The 16,472-nt window shown below is 59.0% G+C and carries 11 protein-coding genes; 4 read left to right on the top strand and 7 right to left on the bottom strand.

Annotated elements, in window-relative coordinates; genetic code table 11:
* Positions 1–167 precede the first annotated feature (167 nt).
* Positions 168–5,123, top strand: a complete 4,956-nt coding sequence (locus HX875_RS08835; RefSeq protein WP_177042900.1) for a leucine-rich repeat domain-containing protein — start codon at positions 168–170, stop codon at positions 5,121–5,123.
* Between the two features lies 1 nt (position 5,124).
* Here HX875_RS08835 and HX875_RS08830 read toward each other — a convergent pair whose 3' ends face one another.
* From HX875_RS08830 to acs, 7 genes are all read right to left on the bottom strand, one after another.
* On the bottom strand, positions 5,125–6,105 hold the full coding sequence (locus HX875_RS08830; RefSeq protein WP_008435259.1) for a GlxA family transcriptional regulator: 981 nt from the start codon (positions 6,103–6,105) through the stop codon (positions 5,125–5,127).
* A 246-nt stretch (positions 6,106–6,351) separates the two neighbouring features.
* Entirely contained in the window at positions 6,352–7,116 is a 765-nt protein-coding gene (locus tag HX875_RS08825; RefSeq protein ID WP_003214336.1) for an ABC transporter ATP-binding protein, read from the bottom strand.
* Positions 7,117–7,143: 27 nt separating this feature from the next.
* Complete coding sequence (locus HX875_RS08820) at positions 7,144–8,256, bottom strand: succinylglutamate desuccinylase/aspartoacylase family protein (protein ID WP_177042899.1); 1,113 nt, start codon at positions 8,254–8,256, stop codon at positions 7,144–7,146.
* Position 8,257: 1 nt separating this feature from the next.
* Positions 8,258–8,956, bottom strand: a complete 699-nt coding sequence (locus HX875_RS08815; RefSeq protein WP_010165618.1) for an ABC transporter permease — start codon at positions 8,954–8,956, stop codon at positions 8,258–8,260.
* Complete coding sequence (locus HX875_RS08810) at positions 8,953–9,642, bottom strand: ABC transporter permease (protein ID WP_003214341.1); 690 nt, start codon at positions 9,640–9,642, stop codon at positions 8,953–8,955. The genes HX875_RS08815 and HX875_RS08810 overlap by 4 nt, the downstream gene beginning before the upstream one ends.
* 91 nt (positions 9,643–9,733) lie before the next feature.
* Positions 9,734–10,519 carry an ABC transporter substrate-binding protein gene (locus HX875_RS08805; RefSeq protein ID WP_017475899.1) on the bottom strand — a complete coding sequence of 262 codons (786 nt, stop codon included), beginning with the start codon at positions 10,517–10,519 and terminating at the stop codon, positions 9,734–9,736.
* A gap of 667 nt (positions 10,520–11,186) precedes the next feature.
* A complete protein-coding gene (acs, locus tag HX875_RS08800) occupies positions 11,187–13,142 on the bottom strand; it encodes an acetate--CoA ligase (protein ID WP_177042898.1) in 1,956 nt (651 codons plus the stop codon).
* Between the two features lie 395 nt (positions 13,143–13,537).
* On the opposite strand from acs, the gene HX875_RS08795 reads away from it, so the two are divergent.
* From HX875_RS08795 to HX875_RS08785, 3 genes are all read left to right on the top strand, one after another.
* Positions 13,538–13,807, top strand: a complete 270-nt coding sequence (locus tag HX875_RS08795) for a DUF2790 domain-containing protein (RefSeq protein WP_177042897.1) — start codon at positions 13,538–13,540, stop codon at positions 13,805–13,807.
* A gap of 484 nt (positions 13,808–14,291) precedes the next feature.
* Positions 14,292–15,542: a ribonucleotide-diphosphate reductase subunit beta gene (locus HX875_RS08790; protein WP_023659243.1), complete on the top strand. Its 1,251-nt coding sequence runs from the start codon at positions 14,292–14,294 to the stop codon at positions 15,540–15,542.
* A 311-nt stretch (positions 15,543–15,853) separates the two neighbouring features.
* Positions 15,854–16,465 (top strand): BRO-N domain-containing protein, encoded by a 612-nt coding sequence (locus HX875_RS08785; protein WP_177042896.1) that lies wholly within the window; start codon positions 15,854–15,856, stop codon positions 16,463–16,465.
* Positions 16,466–16,472: the final 7 nt, after the last annotated feature.

Here is a 16,472-nt window from a genome sequence, read left to right as displayed (position 1 = left end):
CGCCAATGCGACAAATAGCATCGCAATGGCGCAGTTTAAACGCTGGCGCGGGGTTTGCGGCATCGGCAAGACGATTTGTGTACAGCCGGGTAAAAACCATCTATGCACCGCCTGTGCCTTGACGCGCTTTGGTCCCATTGGCCTTCATCCCATTTGGAACCGCTGCCATGAGCGACCGCACTTCAAGCCCTCACTATCAACAACTGATCAAGGCCGTCCCCCCGTGGCTGGGCAACGCCAGCCCCGAAAGGCACCGTCAACTCAAAGGCACCGCGCCGACAATCCCGGCCTGGTACGGCCGCGCCTCAGACACCGATCACCGCACCCTCAAAGCCCTCATTGGCCACGCCTGGGACGCACAGAACCCGGTGGACCAGGCGCTGGCCAACGTGCTGAACATCAACGACTTCGCCCGCCCGATGCTGCAAAAGGCCCTCAAGGACCAGTTCGCCCTGGAGCCCGATGTGGAGAAGACTCTGATCCGCCTCTACATTCCCGCCAGTATCCCCTGGTTTCCCATCCGCTCCGGCGCCGCCCGCACCTGGACCGTGTCATTGCTGGAAGCCGCCCTGCACAATTTCGAACCCGACGAGACCCAGGCCAACGCCCATGAAAGCGCGTCGTCCTACGTGCAGGAAACGGCCACTGCGGGGCAACTCGAAATCCTCGACACCCTCGAACAGCGCATGAGCATCCAGGCCTTTATAAAGCTGTGCCGCACCCTGGATATCGGTGGCCACTATCAGACTTATCTGGCGCAGCAGCTGCTGGAACCCGTAACTTCAGACGTGCTGCAACTGAAAGTCGACGCAGCCCGCAAAGCCATGCTCAAGGCCGCCCTGCACATGGCGGTGTCGAAGCAGGACCTGGGCAGCCCCTCGCAACGCCTGATTGAAGGCATCGTCGACGGCCTGCAAGGCATGCGCCTGGACGGCAAACTCTGGCAGGCCCACGACTTGACGATGATGTCAGCCAGATTGACCGGCATTGTGCTGTTTGCCCCGGACCTTGAGCGCTACCTGCAAGCGGTGCCCGTCGTCGCCTATATTCCGGATGATCCCGAGTCGCCGATCAAGCAATACGCCTCCTCCGCCGCGTTTATGCTGGACCTCACGCAAAAACTGCGCGGCCGGCCATACCAGCAGTTTTTCAGCCGCTTTGTGGCCCATGAGGATCGCGCCTATTTCTTCGCCGACCTGCACCAACGCCTGAGCCGCGTGACCTGGCACCAGCATGTGGCGACCGACCCAATGCCCACCTGGCGTGAAACACCGGTCAGCAAACCCAACCTGCAATTTGCCGTGAAAAAAATCAGCGGCGACGTACTGACCCATCTGTACCAGCAGACACTCAACAAGATCATCAATGACGCCGCCGTCACTGCCGTCTCCACCGCCAGTGCCAACCGCAAGGCCCGCTGGCAGCGCTGGGACGCCCTGCAAAAAGTCGCCACCACGTTGCTGGAGATCGCCGCGTTTGTCGCCGCGCCGTTTTTTCCGCCACTGGGGGCGCTGATGATCGGCTACACCCTGTATCAGGTGCTGGATGAGACCTTCGAGTCGATCATCGACTGGGCCGAGGGCCTGACAAACGAGGCCCTGAGCCACTTCATGACGTTGCTGGAGACCCTCGTTCAATTGGGCATGTTCGCCGTAGGCGCACCGATTGCAGAGGATGTATTGCGCAAAGCACTGCCCCAGGAACTATGGGATTTCATCGACGGCCTCAAACCGGTGCAGCTTCCCGATGGCCAGCAGCGCCTCTGGCATCCCGACCTGAAACCTTACGCTCGCAAGACACCGCTGCCCGACGCTTCAATTGCCGATGAACAAGGCGTCCATCAGCATCTCGACCAAGCGGCGGTACCCATCGACAACACGCCCTATTCACTCAATAGGCTACCGGGCAAAGACGCCTTCAGCATCACTCACCCCAGCCGCCCCAATGCCTACCAACCCAAGGTCTGGCATAACGGCAACGGTGCCTGGTACAGCGAGCTGGACCAGCCTCTGTATTGGGACAACAGCACCCTGCTTCGCAGGCTGGGCCACCCCGCCGAGCCCTTCAGCACCGCCGAGCTGGAGCACATCCAACACGTGAGTGGCATTAATGAAAGCACCCTGCGCGCAATGCACGTCCAGCATCAGCCGCCCCCACCGGCGCTGGCCGACACCTTGAAACGCTTCAAGATCGAGCGGGACATCAACACCTTCATCCGCCAAATGAGCAGCGATGATCCGGCGCAATACCGCCAGGCTTCAACCATGACCCAACTGCAATTGCTCTGCACCCCCGAGGCATGGCCACAGACCCGTACGCTGCGCGTGGTCGACAGCCAGGGGAAAACGTTATGGCACTACGCACCGACCCCGCGTGCACCACAGGTGGTCATCAACCAAGGCCAACTGAAAAACGGTGACCTGCTCAATACGATCCTGCTGGCACTGAACGAGAACGAGATCAAAACCCTGCTGGGTGAAGAGTTTGGCCAGCCACCCCGCGCACTGGAGGTGCGCGCTCGAACGTTAAGACAACAACTCGCAAAGGCCGCCCAAACACAAAAAAACAGCGTGTTTGAATCCCATTACCGCGCCGTAAACCGCCCTGCAATTGCACAAGCGCAACACCTGATGGACAACGCTCCAGGCCTGCCGGCGACGATGGCTGACATCCTGGCATCCCAAGCCACCCCCGCAGAACGCCTTGAACTCAACACCGGCCGGGTGCCAAAGCGCCTGCAAGACCTGGCACGCTGGGCCCGCCAGGAAACCCGCCTGAACCGCGCCTATGAAGGCCTGTACCTGCACACCCCCGACAATCCGGACAGCCACACATTGGCACTACACTCACTGCCCAGGCTGCCAGGCTGGTCCGGCAAGGTACGCCTGGAGGTCCGTGAACACACCTTTGAAGGCCCGCTGCGCGACCACATCAGCGGCGCCCCCGACACACCACGCAAGGTATTGGTACACGAAGAAGGTCATTACCAGGCGTATGACAGTGAAGGCCAACACCTGCACGGCAGCACCGACTTCTACAACGCGGTGCTCCAGGCTCTGCCGGATAGCGAACGCAACAGCCTGAACCTGCACATACGGCAAGGAACGCAACTGCGCGAAGGGATTGCCAAGGTGGTGCTGCCCAGAGATCGGCTGCTGCCACTCCTGGAAAAACGCCCGGTTCGTCCGCCTGCAGCAAAAACCATCCAGCGTTTGCTTGGAGGCAACAACGGCTACCCGTCCCCGGCGCACCCCACGCCGATACCGGGCACCCCACGCTCGCTGGAACAACGAGCTCAGGAGCTCTACCCCAGCCACAGCGCCGAACAAATCCGAGAGCGAATCCGCGAGCTCAACCGCCAACCCGGCGGTGCACGGTCGGGGCTGCTCCAGTTAGAGGCCGAATACGGGCAATTGAGCCAGGACCTATCAACCTGGGTCGCTGAAACACCTCGCTCGCACCCGCAAACCCAGGCACCGTTACCACTAGCCGTACACACATACGAACACCAAAAGCGCGGCGCCTTCGCTGACGAAATCCAGCGCTGCTGGCGCAGGGAGACCGACCGCAGTGAGTTGGAGGAAGACGCCGGCAACGACTACAGCCTGATATATGAAGAGCCCATTTTGGGACAGTTGCCAACCTTGACCGCCCGGTTCGACCATGTCGCCTCACTCGGCCTGGCAGGCGACGAAGGCAGCATGGGCGTTCATGGGTTTATTCGTCACTTCCCTCAGGTACGCCAACTGGAACTGCGCAACTTTCCACTCGGCACCCTTCCCGACGGGCTGGCGGACCTACCTCGCCTGACTGACTTGACCCTCGACGGTTGCAGCATTCGCCTGACCCCACAGAGCCAGACATTGCTGGCGTCAATGTCACGCCTTGTCTCGCTGGATCTCTACAGCAACCCGTTGGGCATCACCCCCGACGTCAGCGCGATGGCTCACCTCAAGCATCTGGACCTGTCGTCCACCGGTATCGACCAGTTGCCTGCAGGCCTGCTGACCCGCCCCCTGCTGGAAAGCGCAATCCTCAGCAACAACCGAATCACTGAGCTTCCCGATACGTTTTTTGACCTGCCGGAGGAGGTCAGTGCAGGGTTTGACCTGGGGGAAAACCCCTTCCCCGAAGCCACCATCGAGCGCGTAAAAATGCACTTCCAGCAAACAGGCGAACGCTGGGAAGTCAGCGCACCACAAGTCGATATCGAGCGACTCAAGCTGCTCTACCCCACCTTCAGCACCAACGATTGCAACCTCTACTACTTCGGCATGCCGGGCGACCTGAGACTGGCGCGGGTGGAGCTGACTCGCCTGGAGGCCGAATACGACAAGCTCACGGCTGATCTTGAAGAATGGCGAATCGATGTACCCACACAGCACCCCACACTGGAATTTGAGTTGAGTGAAGACCGGCGCGCCCGTGAGCAGGTCAAACGCTACAGGCTAAAGGAGCGGCTCGAAGCGTGTTGGCGTCGGGAAACCAGCATCGACACGTCGAACAACAGCCCCCATATCACTCACGAATTGATGTTCGAAGACACGCTGCTGGGAGATTTGCCGACCCTGAGTGCGAATTTCGATCACGTCTCGTTACTGGCGCTGGTGGGTGAAAGCGCCACCTCGGATATCAGCCGGTTCCTGGAAGCGTTCCCCAAGCTACGAAGCCTGTCGATCCAAAACTACCGCTTGCGGCAGATCCCTCGCCAAGTGTTCCAGATGCCCGAGTTGCAGGAGCTGATCCTGCCACAGTGCGAGATTCAACTGACGCCCATGGGCGCTGAAGAACTCGGCAATTTGAACCTGCTTACCTACCTGGACTTGAGCGACAACCTGCTGGGCACCACCCCGAGGGTTGGCAATATGCAACACCTTACAGTCCTGGACTTGCAAAGCACCGGCATCCGGGAAATACCGCCCGGACTGCTGTCCTTGAGACGGCTTTCCGACGCGGACTTGCGCGACAACGCCATCCGCAATATCGGCTCCGAGTTGCTCGAAGTGCCATCGAAAATCTTTATCGCACTCCAATTGGACGGCAACCCTCTGTCCAACCATGCCAGGCGCGTAATCAGCCGTTATCGACAACGAGCCCGCATAACCGCCCGGCCCGAAAGTTGACTTAACCGCGCTCGGAAGGCACCGACGACAATTCAAACGGGCTACTGCTGCGGCGCTGGTTACGGTCTTCACGGGGGGTGGCGCCGAAGAAGTTGCGGTAGGCGCTGGAGAAGTGCGGCCCCGAGGAGAAGCCGCACGACAGGCCGATCTGGATGATCGACTTGCTGGTTTGCATGAGCATCTGGCGGGCCTTGTTCAGGCGCAGTTCCAGGTAGTACTGGCTGGGGACGCGATTGAGGTATTGCTTGAAGATGCGCTCGAGCTGTCGTCGGGACACGCACACGTGTTGGGCGATTTCGTCGGTGGTCAGCGGTTCTTCAATGTTGGCTTCCATCAACAGAACGGCCTGGGTCAGCTTTGGATGGCTGGAACCCAGGCGGTTTTGCAGCGGGATACGCTGGCGCTCGCCGCCTTCACGGATGCGCTCCACCACCAGCTCCTCGGAGACGGCACCCGCCAGTTCGGCGCCGTGATCACGGGCCAGCACCGCCAGCAGCAAATCGAGTACCGACATGCCACCGCAGGCGGTCAAGCGATCACGGTCCCAGTCGAACAGATGGCTGGTGGCGATGACCTTGGGGAAGCGCTCGGCAAAATCGTCCTGCCAGCGCCAGTGCACGGCGGCGCGGTAACCGTCGAGCAAACCGAGTTGGGCCAACGGGTATACGCCGGCCGACAAACCGCCAATCACGCAGCCGGCACGCACCAGTTGCTTGAGGGCGGTGCTCAGTTGGGAAGCGATGACGGTCGGTGGCTCATCGGCCAGCAGGAACAGCTTTTGAAAGCCTTCCAGCTTGCCGGCCCAAGGTTCGCCCGGCAGTTGCCAGGCGCCATCCATCGGCGGCTCGGCCTGCAGGAACGAGAGTTCGTACACCACGTCCGGATGCACCCGCTGAGCAACGCGCAAGGCCTCCTCAGCCAGCGCAAGCGTCAGTGCTTTAGTGCTGGGCCAAATCAGGAAACCAATTCGATGGGCAGTCATGGAGTGCTATCCGAAGCGAAAAACAGTAATGAAGACAAAGGCCAATGCTAGCCCGTAAACCAACACAAATCTCAAAACATATAGAGATCTAATGTGGGAGCTGGCTTGCCTGCGATAGCGGGGGGTCAGCTTGCACCTCTGGCACAGACACATCGCCATCGCAGGCAAGCCAGCTCCTACAGGGGATCGGGGCCAGCCTTAAAGCTGTGAAGCTTGCACTAATTCAGTGCATAACAGCAGCCCTGTTTACTTCAAGCTACCGGAAAGAAACTGCTGCAAACGCTCGGACTGCGGGTTCACCAGCACTTCGCGCGGGTTGCCACGCTCCTCAACGATGCCTTTGTGCAGGAACACCAACTGGTTGGAGACTTCACGGGCAAAGCCCATTTCGTGAGTCACCACCACCATGGTCCGACCTTCCTGGGCCAGGTCCTGCATCACTTTGAGCACTTCACCCACCAGCTCCGGGTCGAGGGCCGAGGTAGGTTCGTCGAACAGCATCACCTCAGGCTCCATCGCCAACGCACGGGCAATCGCCACGCGCTGCTGTTCGCCGCCGGACATGTGGCCGGGGAATGCATCCTTACGATGGCCCACACCCACTTTAGCCAGGTAGTGCTCGGCCTTTTCCCGGGCGTCTTTTTTCGACATGCCCAGGACATGCACCGGCGCTTCCATGACGTTTTCCAGGGCGGTCATGTGGGACCACAGGTTGAAGTGCTGGAACACCATCGACAGTCGCGAACGCATGCGCTGCAGCTGCTTCGGGTCCGCGGCCTTCATCGCGCCGTCCTTGTTGGCCACCAGTTTCAGCTCTTCGTTATTGAGCAGAATCTTGCCGGCGTGGGGTTGCTCCAGCAGGTTGATGCAACGCAAAAAGGTACTTTTGCCCGAGCCACTGGACCCGATGATGCTGATCACATCACCGGCCGCGGCGGCCAGGGACACACCTTTGAGCACTTCATGACTGCCATAGCGTTTATGCAGGTCTTGGACTTCAAGTTTGTACATGCGGTCGGTTCTCACAAAAACAGTTGGTCAGTCGTTGAGCAAGCGCCCGTGCCGCAGCGCTTCGCGCCCCGCCACCTTGGCCAGCCAGAAACCCGCTTGGGCATAACGCAGCCGTTCAACGGCAAACAACACCCCAGGCGTACCCGCGCAAACAATGCTGACGCGGTCGGACAAGGGATCGATCACTTCAAATATCGGGTCGCCGGCTTCCACCACATCTCCGGCTTTACGCAGGTAACTGATCACGCCGGCGTGGGGCGCGAACAACAACTCGGTGCCTTCGAAGGGCAGGCCCTCGCAGGGTTCGTGGGCGGCTTTCGGCCACTCCCCGGTTATCAAGCCTTGCTCGGCAAGGAACGCCAGGATGCCTTCGGCGTGGAAAATCGCTTCGTCACGGCCGGTATCGGCCTGGCCGCCCAACTCCAATGTCGTCGCCAGGCAGGCCAACGGAATCTGCGCCTCGGGGAACGCCCGGGCCAAACGCAGCCACGGCAGCGAACAGGCTTCGTCAAACGAGCTGCCGCCGGAATCTTCCGCCAGCAGGCCGACCTTCACATTCAAATGCGCCGACAGCGAACGCCACTGCGGCCAGTGCTGCGGCAGCGCGTACATGTGCAGCGCGGCTTCGGCATCGCAATGCAAGTCGAGCACCACATCGGCGGTGCAGGCATGACTCAGCAGGATGCGCTGCATGCCTTGCAGCTGGCTGCTCGGCTCGGGCAATGCATTGAGTGCATCACTCATGGCCTGGCGGATCATGCGCACGTTGGCGTGGGGATCATCACCCAATTTGCCTTCGAGCAACTCGGCAACCGGCGCGCTCAACTCAACAAAATCGCGGTTGAAATTCTTGCCGCTGCCGATCTCGAAACGCCCTTGGTGGCTGCCTTGCAGCAGTTGCCCCAGGCCCATCGGATTGGCCACCGGCACCAGTTCGATCACGCCGTTGAGGGCGCCTTGCTGTTCCAGTTCGGCCAGGCGCTTTTTCAGCTCCCAGGCGGCCCGCATGCCGGGCAATTCATCGGCGTGCAGGCTGGCCTGGATATAAGCCTTGCGCTCGCCGCTGCCGAAACGGAACACCGTCAGCTGGCGTTCGCAGCCCAGATGACCCCAGGGCAACAGGTGATCGATACGTTCCATATCAATGCTTCCGTGGAGCCAGGTAGCTCAGCCAGCGGCCTTCGGCCAACTTGAACAGGCGCACCAGGATGAAAGTCAGGCACAGGTAGAACGCGCCGGCGGTGATATAGGCTTCGAACGGCAAGTAGTACTGGGCGTTTACCGTGCGCGCGGCACCGGTGATGTCGATCAGGGTGACGATGGAGGCCAGGCTGGTGGTCTGGAGCATCATGATCACTTCGTTGCTGTATTGCGGCAGCGCCCGGCGCAGGGCCGATGGCAGCAGGATCCGGCGATACAGCTTGTAGCGCGACATGCCCATGGCCTTGGCCGCTTCGATCTCGCCATGGGGCGTGGCCTTGAGGCTGCCGGCGATGATTTCGGCGGTGTAGGCGCTGGTGTTCACCGCGAAGGCCAGGCATGCGCAGAAGGTCGCGCTGGACAGCAGTGGCCACAGGAAGCTTTCACGCACCGCTTCAAACTGGGCCAGGCCGTAGTAGATCAAGAACAGCTGCACCAGCATCGGCGTGCCGCGAATCACGTAGGTGTACAGCCAGGCCACGCCATTGACGATCGGCTGCTTGGACACGCGCATCAGGCCCAGGGGCAAGGCTGCGAGCAAGCCGAAGAACAGCGAAATGGCCAGCAGTTTCAGGGTGGTCAGCAAGCCGCCGAGGTACAGCGGCATGGCCTCCCAGATGACGTTGTAGTCGAAGATCATAGATCAGCCGCCTTTACGCCTACCGAGTAGCGCTTCTCAAGATGACGCAGGGCCAGCAACGACACGCTGGTGATCACCAGGTACATCGCCGCCACTGCGAGGAAGAAGGTAAAAGGTTCGCGGGTGGCGTCTGCCGCCTGCTTGGCCTTGAACATCATGTCTTGCAGGCCCACCACCGAAATCAGTGCGGTGGCCTTGGTCAGTACCAGCCAGTTGTTGGTAAACCCAGGGATCGCCAGCCGAATCATCTGCGGCACCATCACCCGGAAAAACACCTGGAAGGGGCTCATGCCATAAGCAAGGCCGGCCTCGGCCTGGCCCTTGGGAATGGCCATGAAGGCGCCACGGAAGGTTTCCGAAAGGTAGGCGCCAAAGATGAAACCCAGGGTGCCGATACCGGCGGCCAAGGGGTTCAAGTCAATGTAGTCGTTGTAGCCGAGCAGCGGCGCAACGCGGTTAAGCAGGTCCTGACCGCCGTAGAAAATCAGCAGGATCAGCACCAGGTCGGGGATCCCGCGGATCACCGTGGAGTACAGGTCGCCCAGCCAGGCCAACCAGCGCACCGGCGACAGGCGTAACGCGACCCCGATCAGACCCAGAACAATGGCCAAGGCCATGGACGACAAGGCGAGCTGAAGCGTCAACCATGCGCCATCGAGGATGACGGCCCCGTAGCCTTTCAACATGATTCAGGTCCTCGAAAAGGGGGATGAAAAAATGGCGCAAACTTCAGAGACCCTGTTGCTTGCGCCATTGCGGACAGACAGCTGCGACGGTTTACTTGGCTTCTGGGCCGTAAATGTCGAAGTTGAAGTACTTGTCCTGGATTGCCTTGTACTTGCCGTTGGCACGGATCGCGGCGATTGCAGCGTTGATACGGTCCAGGTTTTCCTTGTCGCCTTTACGCACGGCGATGCCGATGCCGTCGCCGAAGTACTTGGCGTCGGTGAAGGCCGGGCCGGTGAACGCGTAGCCTTTACCGGCTGGCGTGTCGAGGAAGCCTTCCTGCAACAGGGTGGCGTCGGCCACGGTGCCATCAAGGCGACCGGCTTCCACGTCCAGGTAGATTTCGTTCTGCGAGCTGTAAGGAACAATGGTGGCGCCTTTGGGAGCCAGCACTTCCTTGGCGAAACGGTCGTGGATCGAACCGCGTTGCACGCCGATCTTCTTGCCTTTCAGTTCATCCAGGCTATCGCTGACGGCAGTGCCTTCCTTCAACACCAGGCGAGCCGGGGTCAGGTAGTAACGGTTGGTGAAGTCCACGGACTTCTTGCGGTCTTCAGTGATGGACATCGAGGACAGGATGGCGTCGATCTTGCGCACTTTCAGCGCTGGGATCAGGCCGTCGAATTCCTGCTCGACCCAGGTGCACTTGACCTGCATCTGCTCGCACAGGGCGTTGCCGATGTCGTAGTCAAAACCGACGATGCTGCCATCCGGTGCCTTGGAGGCAAACGGAGGGTAAGCCGCTTCAATACCAATCTTCAGGGGCTTGCCTTCGGCGAAAGCCTGCATGGACAGCACGGACAGCGCCAGGGCGCCCAACAGCACGAGTTTCTTCATCTTGGGACTCCATCGGTATAGGGCAAAACAGCAGTATGAGCCAGAGCCCACGATGCGACTGAGTGAAACCGAATAGCGTTGCTGCGTCCTACGCCAGTTCAACATCGGCGACGACGAGCGAGTGATCGGCATTCTAACGACAGGCCGGAAGCCGATATTTCCTCAATGCGACAACAATTTACAGAAGCACCGAGAAAGCGGTTCCAGCACATTGACAGCCCCTGGATTTTATGCAGAGGCAAAAGATATTAAACCTGTTAACGCTGCAAATTGCGGGCCTATTATTCGCAAACCCTTCTAGCACGGCAAGTGTAGCGTTGGATCTAATTTTACAGGGCGTCTAAAACGCGGGTTTTCGGGGCATGGGCGTAGCACTTTGCCTCATGTTTGGGCGTGGGGTTACACATTTGCGGGGCTCGGTAACATTCAGAAACTTCCTACGATGAAAACCGATATTTATTGGTGTGGGAGTTGGAATGCGATTCACTGTGGGAGCTGGCTTGCCTGCGATAGCGGTGGGCCAGCCAACACAGTGGGGTCTGATACGCCGCCATCGCAGGCAAGCCAGCTCCCACATTAATCCGGTCTTGGCAGTGGCATTTGCCGCTCCTCACAAAAAAGCCCCACCCGGCCTACGCCGAATGGGGCTTTGCCCTACAACCCCGCCTTACGCGACGTTCATGGTCTTGTGCGTCTCGATCAACTGCGCCACCACCCCCGGGTCCGCCAGGGTGGAGATATCCCCCAACCCGTCGTACTCAGCCGTCGCAATCTTGCGCAGAATCCGGCGCATGATTTTCCCCGAACGGGTCTTCGGCAAGCCCGGCGCCCACTGGATCACATCCGGCGAAGCAATCGGCCCGATCTCTTTGCGCACCCAGTTTTTCAACTCCAGGCGCAGCGCTTCATTCGGCTCTTCGCCGTTTTTCAGCGTGACATACACATAGATGCCCTGGCCCTTGATGTCGTGAGGCACACCCACCACCGCCGCTTCCGCGACTTTCGGGTGGGCAACCATCGCGCTTTCGATCTCGGCGGTACCCATGCGGTGGCCGGACACGTTGAGCACGTCGTCCACCCGACCGGTGATCCAGTAGTAGCCATCCTCGTCACGACGCGCACCGTCACCGGTGAAATACATGCCGCGGAAGGTCTTGAAGTACGTGTCCACAAACCGGTCATGGTCGCCATACAGCGTACGTGCCTGGCCTGGCCACGAATCGAGAATCACCAGGTTACCCTCGGCCACGCCTTCGATCAGGTTGCCCAGGTTATCCACCAGCGCCGGCACCACACCGAAGAACGGACGTGCCGCCGAACCCGGCTTGAGCGCATGGGCGCCCGGCAGAGGGCTCATCATGTTGCCGCCGGTTTCGGTCTGCCACCAGGTGTCCACGATCGGGCAACGGGATTGGCCGACGTTCTTGTAGTACCAGTCCCACGCTTCCGGGTTAATCGGCTCACCCACCGAACCCAGCAGGCGCAAGCTGCTGCCATCGGCGCCTTCGCAGGCGGCGGTGCCGGAAGCCATCATGGCGCGGATCGCGGTCGGTGCGGTGTAGAGGATGTTGACCTGGTGCTTGTCGACGATCTTCGCCACCCGGGTGATGTCCGGGTAGTTCGGCACGCCTTCGAACATCAGCGTGGTCGCGCCGTTGGCCAGCGGGCCATAGACGATATAGGTGTGGCCGGTGACCCAGCCGACGTCGGCGGTGCACCAGTAGATTTCGCCCGGGCGGTAGTCGAACACGCGCTCGTGGGTCAGGGCTGCATATAGCAGATAGCCGCCGGTGGTGTGCTGCACGCCCTTCGGCTTGCCGGTGGAGCCCGAGGTGTAAAGGATGAACAGTGCTTCTTCGGCGCCCATCTCTTTCGGCGCGCACACGGTGCCCGCCACTTTCATCAGGTCTTCGTACCAGATGTCGCGATGCTGGTTCCACTTGATGTTGCCGCCGGTGCGCTTGCACACGATGACTTTCTGGATGCTGCTGGTTTCCGGGTTGGTCAGGGCGTCGTCGACGTTGGCCTTCAGGGAAATTTTCTTGCCGGCACGAATGCCTTCGTCGGCGGTGATCACCACCTTGGATTTGCAGTCGATGATCCGACCGGCCAGGGCCTCTGGCGAAAACCCGCCAAACACCACCGAGTGAATCGCACCGATCCGGGCACAGGCCAGCATGGCGACCGCAGCTTCGGGAATCATCGGCATATAGATAGTCACCACGTCGCCGCGATGCACATCCTGGCCGCGCAGGGCGTTGGCGAACTTGCAGACTTCTTCATGCAGCTCGCGGTAGGTGATGGTGCGGCTTTCGGCCGGGTCATCGCCCTCCCAGATGATTGCCGCCTGATCGCCGCGCTCGGCGAGATGACGGTCCAGGCAGTTGTAGGAAACGTTGAGGGTGCCGTCGGCAAACCACTTGATGTCGACATGGTGATCGTCGAAGGAGGTCTGCTTCACCGTGGTGAAAGGCTTGATCCAGTCAAGGCGCTTGGCTTGCTCGCGCCAGAAACCGTCGGGGTTGACCACCGACTGCTGGTACATGGCCTTGTAGGTCGCCTCATCGGTCAGCGTATTGGCTGCTACTTCGGGGCGAACGGGGTACAGAGAAGCCGCACTCATCTTTCTTACCTCGGTGACATAGTTGTTGTTGTATGGCCCTGTTGTAGCCGGGCCGAGCCTATAGAACCATTCGACGATGGTAGTAACAAGCCCCTACAAATTGCCCACCTATACCCTGGCGGCGCTCTGGCCCGCGGCCTGTGGCGCTTTGCAGGTTTCTGAAAAAACCTTCATTTCGCGATTGTTACAAAAACCGCCAATAGTGTTTATCAAAAGCACGGGTATATGAATATAAGCGAGGCGCCTAAAATCAACTCCGCCAACCAAGGCACCGTGATTAACCAAGTTACAGCCCCCACGAAGGCACGTTAATCCGAACTTACCAACTCTAGTTACACACGTGGCCTCACAAGGGCCCCGTGACCCCTTTCGACCGCCAAAAGGTAAATAGTCAAATGAAAGCGTTATTAGTTATGGCCCTTAGCAGCTTGTGCGCCACTGCCGCCCTGGCCGACGAAGCCCCGACTGACGTAGCCAGCCAGAGCACTCCGATTGTTGAAGACTACACCTACAGCACCCACCTGGACGTTGCCAAAGTATTGTCCATGAGTGAAGTTCCGAATGTATGCCAAGTTGTACCGGTAAAAATGGAATATGAAGACTCACAAGGTCAGCGTCATATTCTTCAATACCAAGTGATGGGTAACGGTTGCTCTAACGGATAATAACTTCGTTAGTTTGAACTGAACCTGAACTTATTCGCCGCAAGAAATCGTTCTTGCGGCAAAGAGCCGGCCCCACCATCGCCCCGCTTCACCCCCTCGAAAAAAATCCTACCGCTCGTCCTTCCAGCCAACCCCAACAAACCCGCGCTCTGGCTCGAAAAGCAGGCTTTTTGTCTGCGATCCGTGGCCATCCGCCGCAACACAAAGCCGAATTTTTCCCTATAATGCGCGGGTAAATCGGGCCTGCAATATCCCTTTACACTGGGATGAAGAGCCAGACCTGAGGCCCCCGCTGGAGCTCGCAAGCACTGCTCCGCCCCTCAAGCCTCAAGCAGAACACCCGTAACCCTGATTCCGTTTAATGCGTGCGCTAGCTGCAACAAACGATTCCTTAAGATCCACCGCGGCCTTTGGGCCGTGTGAACACCCAACCATCCGGTTTCACACGGGCACCTTAGAGCCCTCACGCAGGAGACGACACGTCATGCTGAGCTGGGACGAGTTCGACAAAGAAGAAGACGGCGAAGTAGTTGCCAAAGGCGCCAACGCCGGCCACGCCACCGAAGCCAACATGGACCGCCTCGACGGTGCCGGCGCTGCTGCCGCCATCGAAGCCCGCGCCGTCACCGCCGCCGACTCCGCCGCCATCGTGCGCGCCAAGGCTGCACTCGACAAACTCGACGTCGCCGAAGGCCTCGCCGAGCTCGAAGGCTCCGCCGCCCGCGTCGCCGTTGACGAAAAGCGCATGATCAACTGCCGCGCCGACCTCAACCAACTCGTACCCTTCAAGTACGACTGGGCCTGGCAGAAATACCTCGACGGCTGCGCCAACCACTGGATGCCGCAAGAGGTCAACATGACCGCCGACATCGCCCTGTGGAAAAACCCCGAAGGCCTGACCGACGACGAACGCCGCATCGTGATGCGCAACCTCGGTTTCTTCTCCACCGCCGACTCGTTGGTCGCGAACAACCTGGTACTGGCTGTTTACCGCCTGATCACCAACCCGGAGTGCCGCCAGTACATCCTGCGTCAGGCCTTCGAAGAAGCGATCCATACCCACGCCTACCAGTACTGCATCGAATCCCTGGCCATGGATGAAGGCGAGATCTTCAACATGTACCACGAGATTCCATCGGTCGCCAAAAAGGCTGCCTGGGGCTTGAAGTACACCCGTTCGATCTCCGATCCGAAGTTCGAAACCGGTACCGTCGAGACTGATAAAGAGTTGCTGCGTAACCTGGTGGCTTACTACTGCGTACTGGAAGGCATCTTCTTCTATTGCGGCTTCACCCAGATTTTGTCCATGGGCCGTCGCAACAAAATGACCGGGGTGGCCGAGCAGTTCCAGTACATCCTGCGGGATGAGTCGATGCACCTGAACTTCGGTATCGATGTGATCAACCAGATCAAAATCGAAAACCCGCATTTGTGGGATGCCGAGATGAAGGAAGAAGCGACCCAGATGATCCTGCAAGGGACTCAGCTGGAGATTGAATACGCTCGCGATACCATGCCGCGTGGAGTGCTGGGGATGAATGCGGCGATGATGGAGGATTACCTCAAGTTCATCGCGAACCGTCGTCTGTCGCAGATTGGGTTGAAGGAAGAGTATCCAGGGACGACGAATCCGTTCCCGTGGATGAGCGAGATCATGGACTTGAAGAAAGAGAAGAATTTCTTTGAGACTCGGGTTATTGAGTATCAGACTGGTGGGGCGCTGAGCTGGGATTGATTCCTGAGCCAAGTGAGATTAAAAAGCCCTGACTTGTTCAGGGCTTTTTTGTGCTCGTTGATCTGAACAAGATTCTTCTTACGCGAAGATCATCCACAGAATGATTGATGCGAATTTCGATACTGATAGTCTCGTCCGCCGGTGCCTAAGAAACGCCCAACGTAGAAGCCAGCCTCACCCATACAGTCAAAAATCTGCCTGAACTCATGCGGAATTAATACTGTATTGAGGCCACGCAAGTTGGAGTTTCTTAAATCCGCTCTCTACGTTGGGCTCTGGCCCTCCCAAAATCCACGTAGAGGTCATAGGAAATGCCTAGTCAATATTTGTTCGACTTGTCGGCGGCCAAGAAAGTAGCCACGCCCGAGCCTTCTATTGCCATCGTTTTCACTCGCCATAATCTTCACCTTCATGCCCTTCTTTTAGAAAACCAACCCTGGTTCTGTGCCCGCGATCTGGGGCGGCTGATGGGGCTATATCTGGATGAGCGAACGACTCGTAAGCTTGATCAGGATCAGCGGCAAAGCCTGCGATTGCTGTTTCACGGTCAACCGGAAGAAATGCTGATGATCAGCGAGTCCGGCGCCTACGCGTTGCTGGTCTATCACTACGCGCCGGAGAACAGGTTGCTACGTGGTTGGCTCACTCATGAAGTTATCCCCACTTTACGAGACGAGCGTCAGCCAAGAACGGTCGAGCGGCCGTTGCTAAGCATGCTGGATTGGCCGGGGATGTCGTTAAACCTGCTGCATTGGCAAGATGAAGGTTGGATACGGCTCAGGGATATGCCGTATCTGTTGGTGACCAGAACCTGCCGAAGGGAGTCAGCAAGAACGCCGTGGTGGCGAAAGCTGACTCAGACTTTCCGAATGAAGCAGCGATTTTCCTGGCATATACGACCGCCAAATCCGACTGAGCCGTAGGAAATTT

The organism is Pseudomonas yamanorum (assembly GCF_013386765.1).
Classification (GTDB): domain Bacteria; phylum Pseudomonadota; class Gammaproteobacteria; order Pseudomonadales; family Pseudomonadaceae; genus Aquipseudomonas; species Aquipseudomonas yamanorum_A.
Note: the sequence above shows the minus strand (reverse complement) of the source record. Positions and strands in the feature narration are given on the sequence as shown.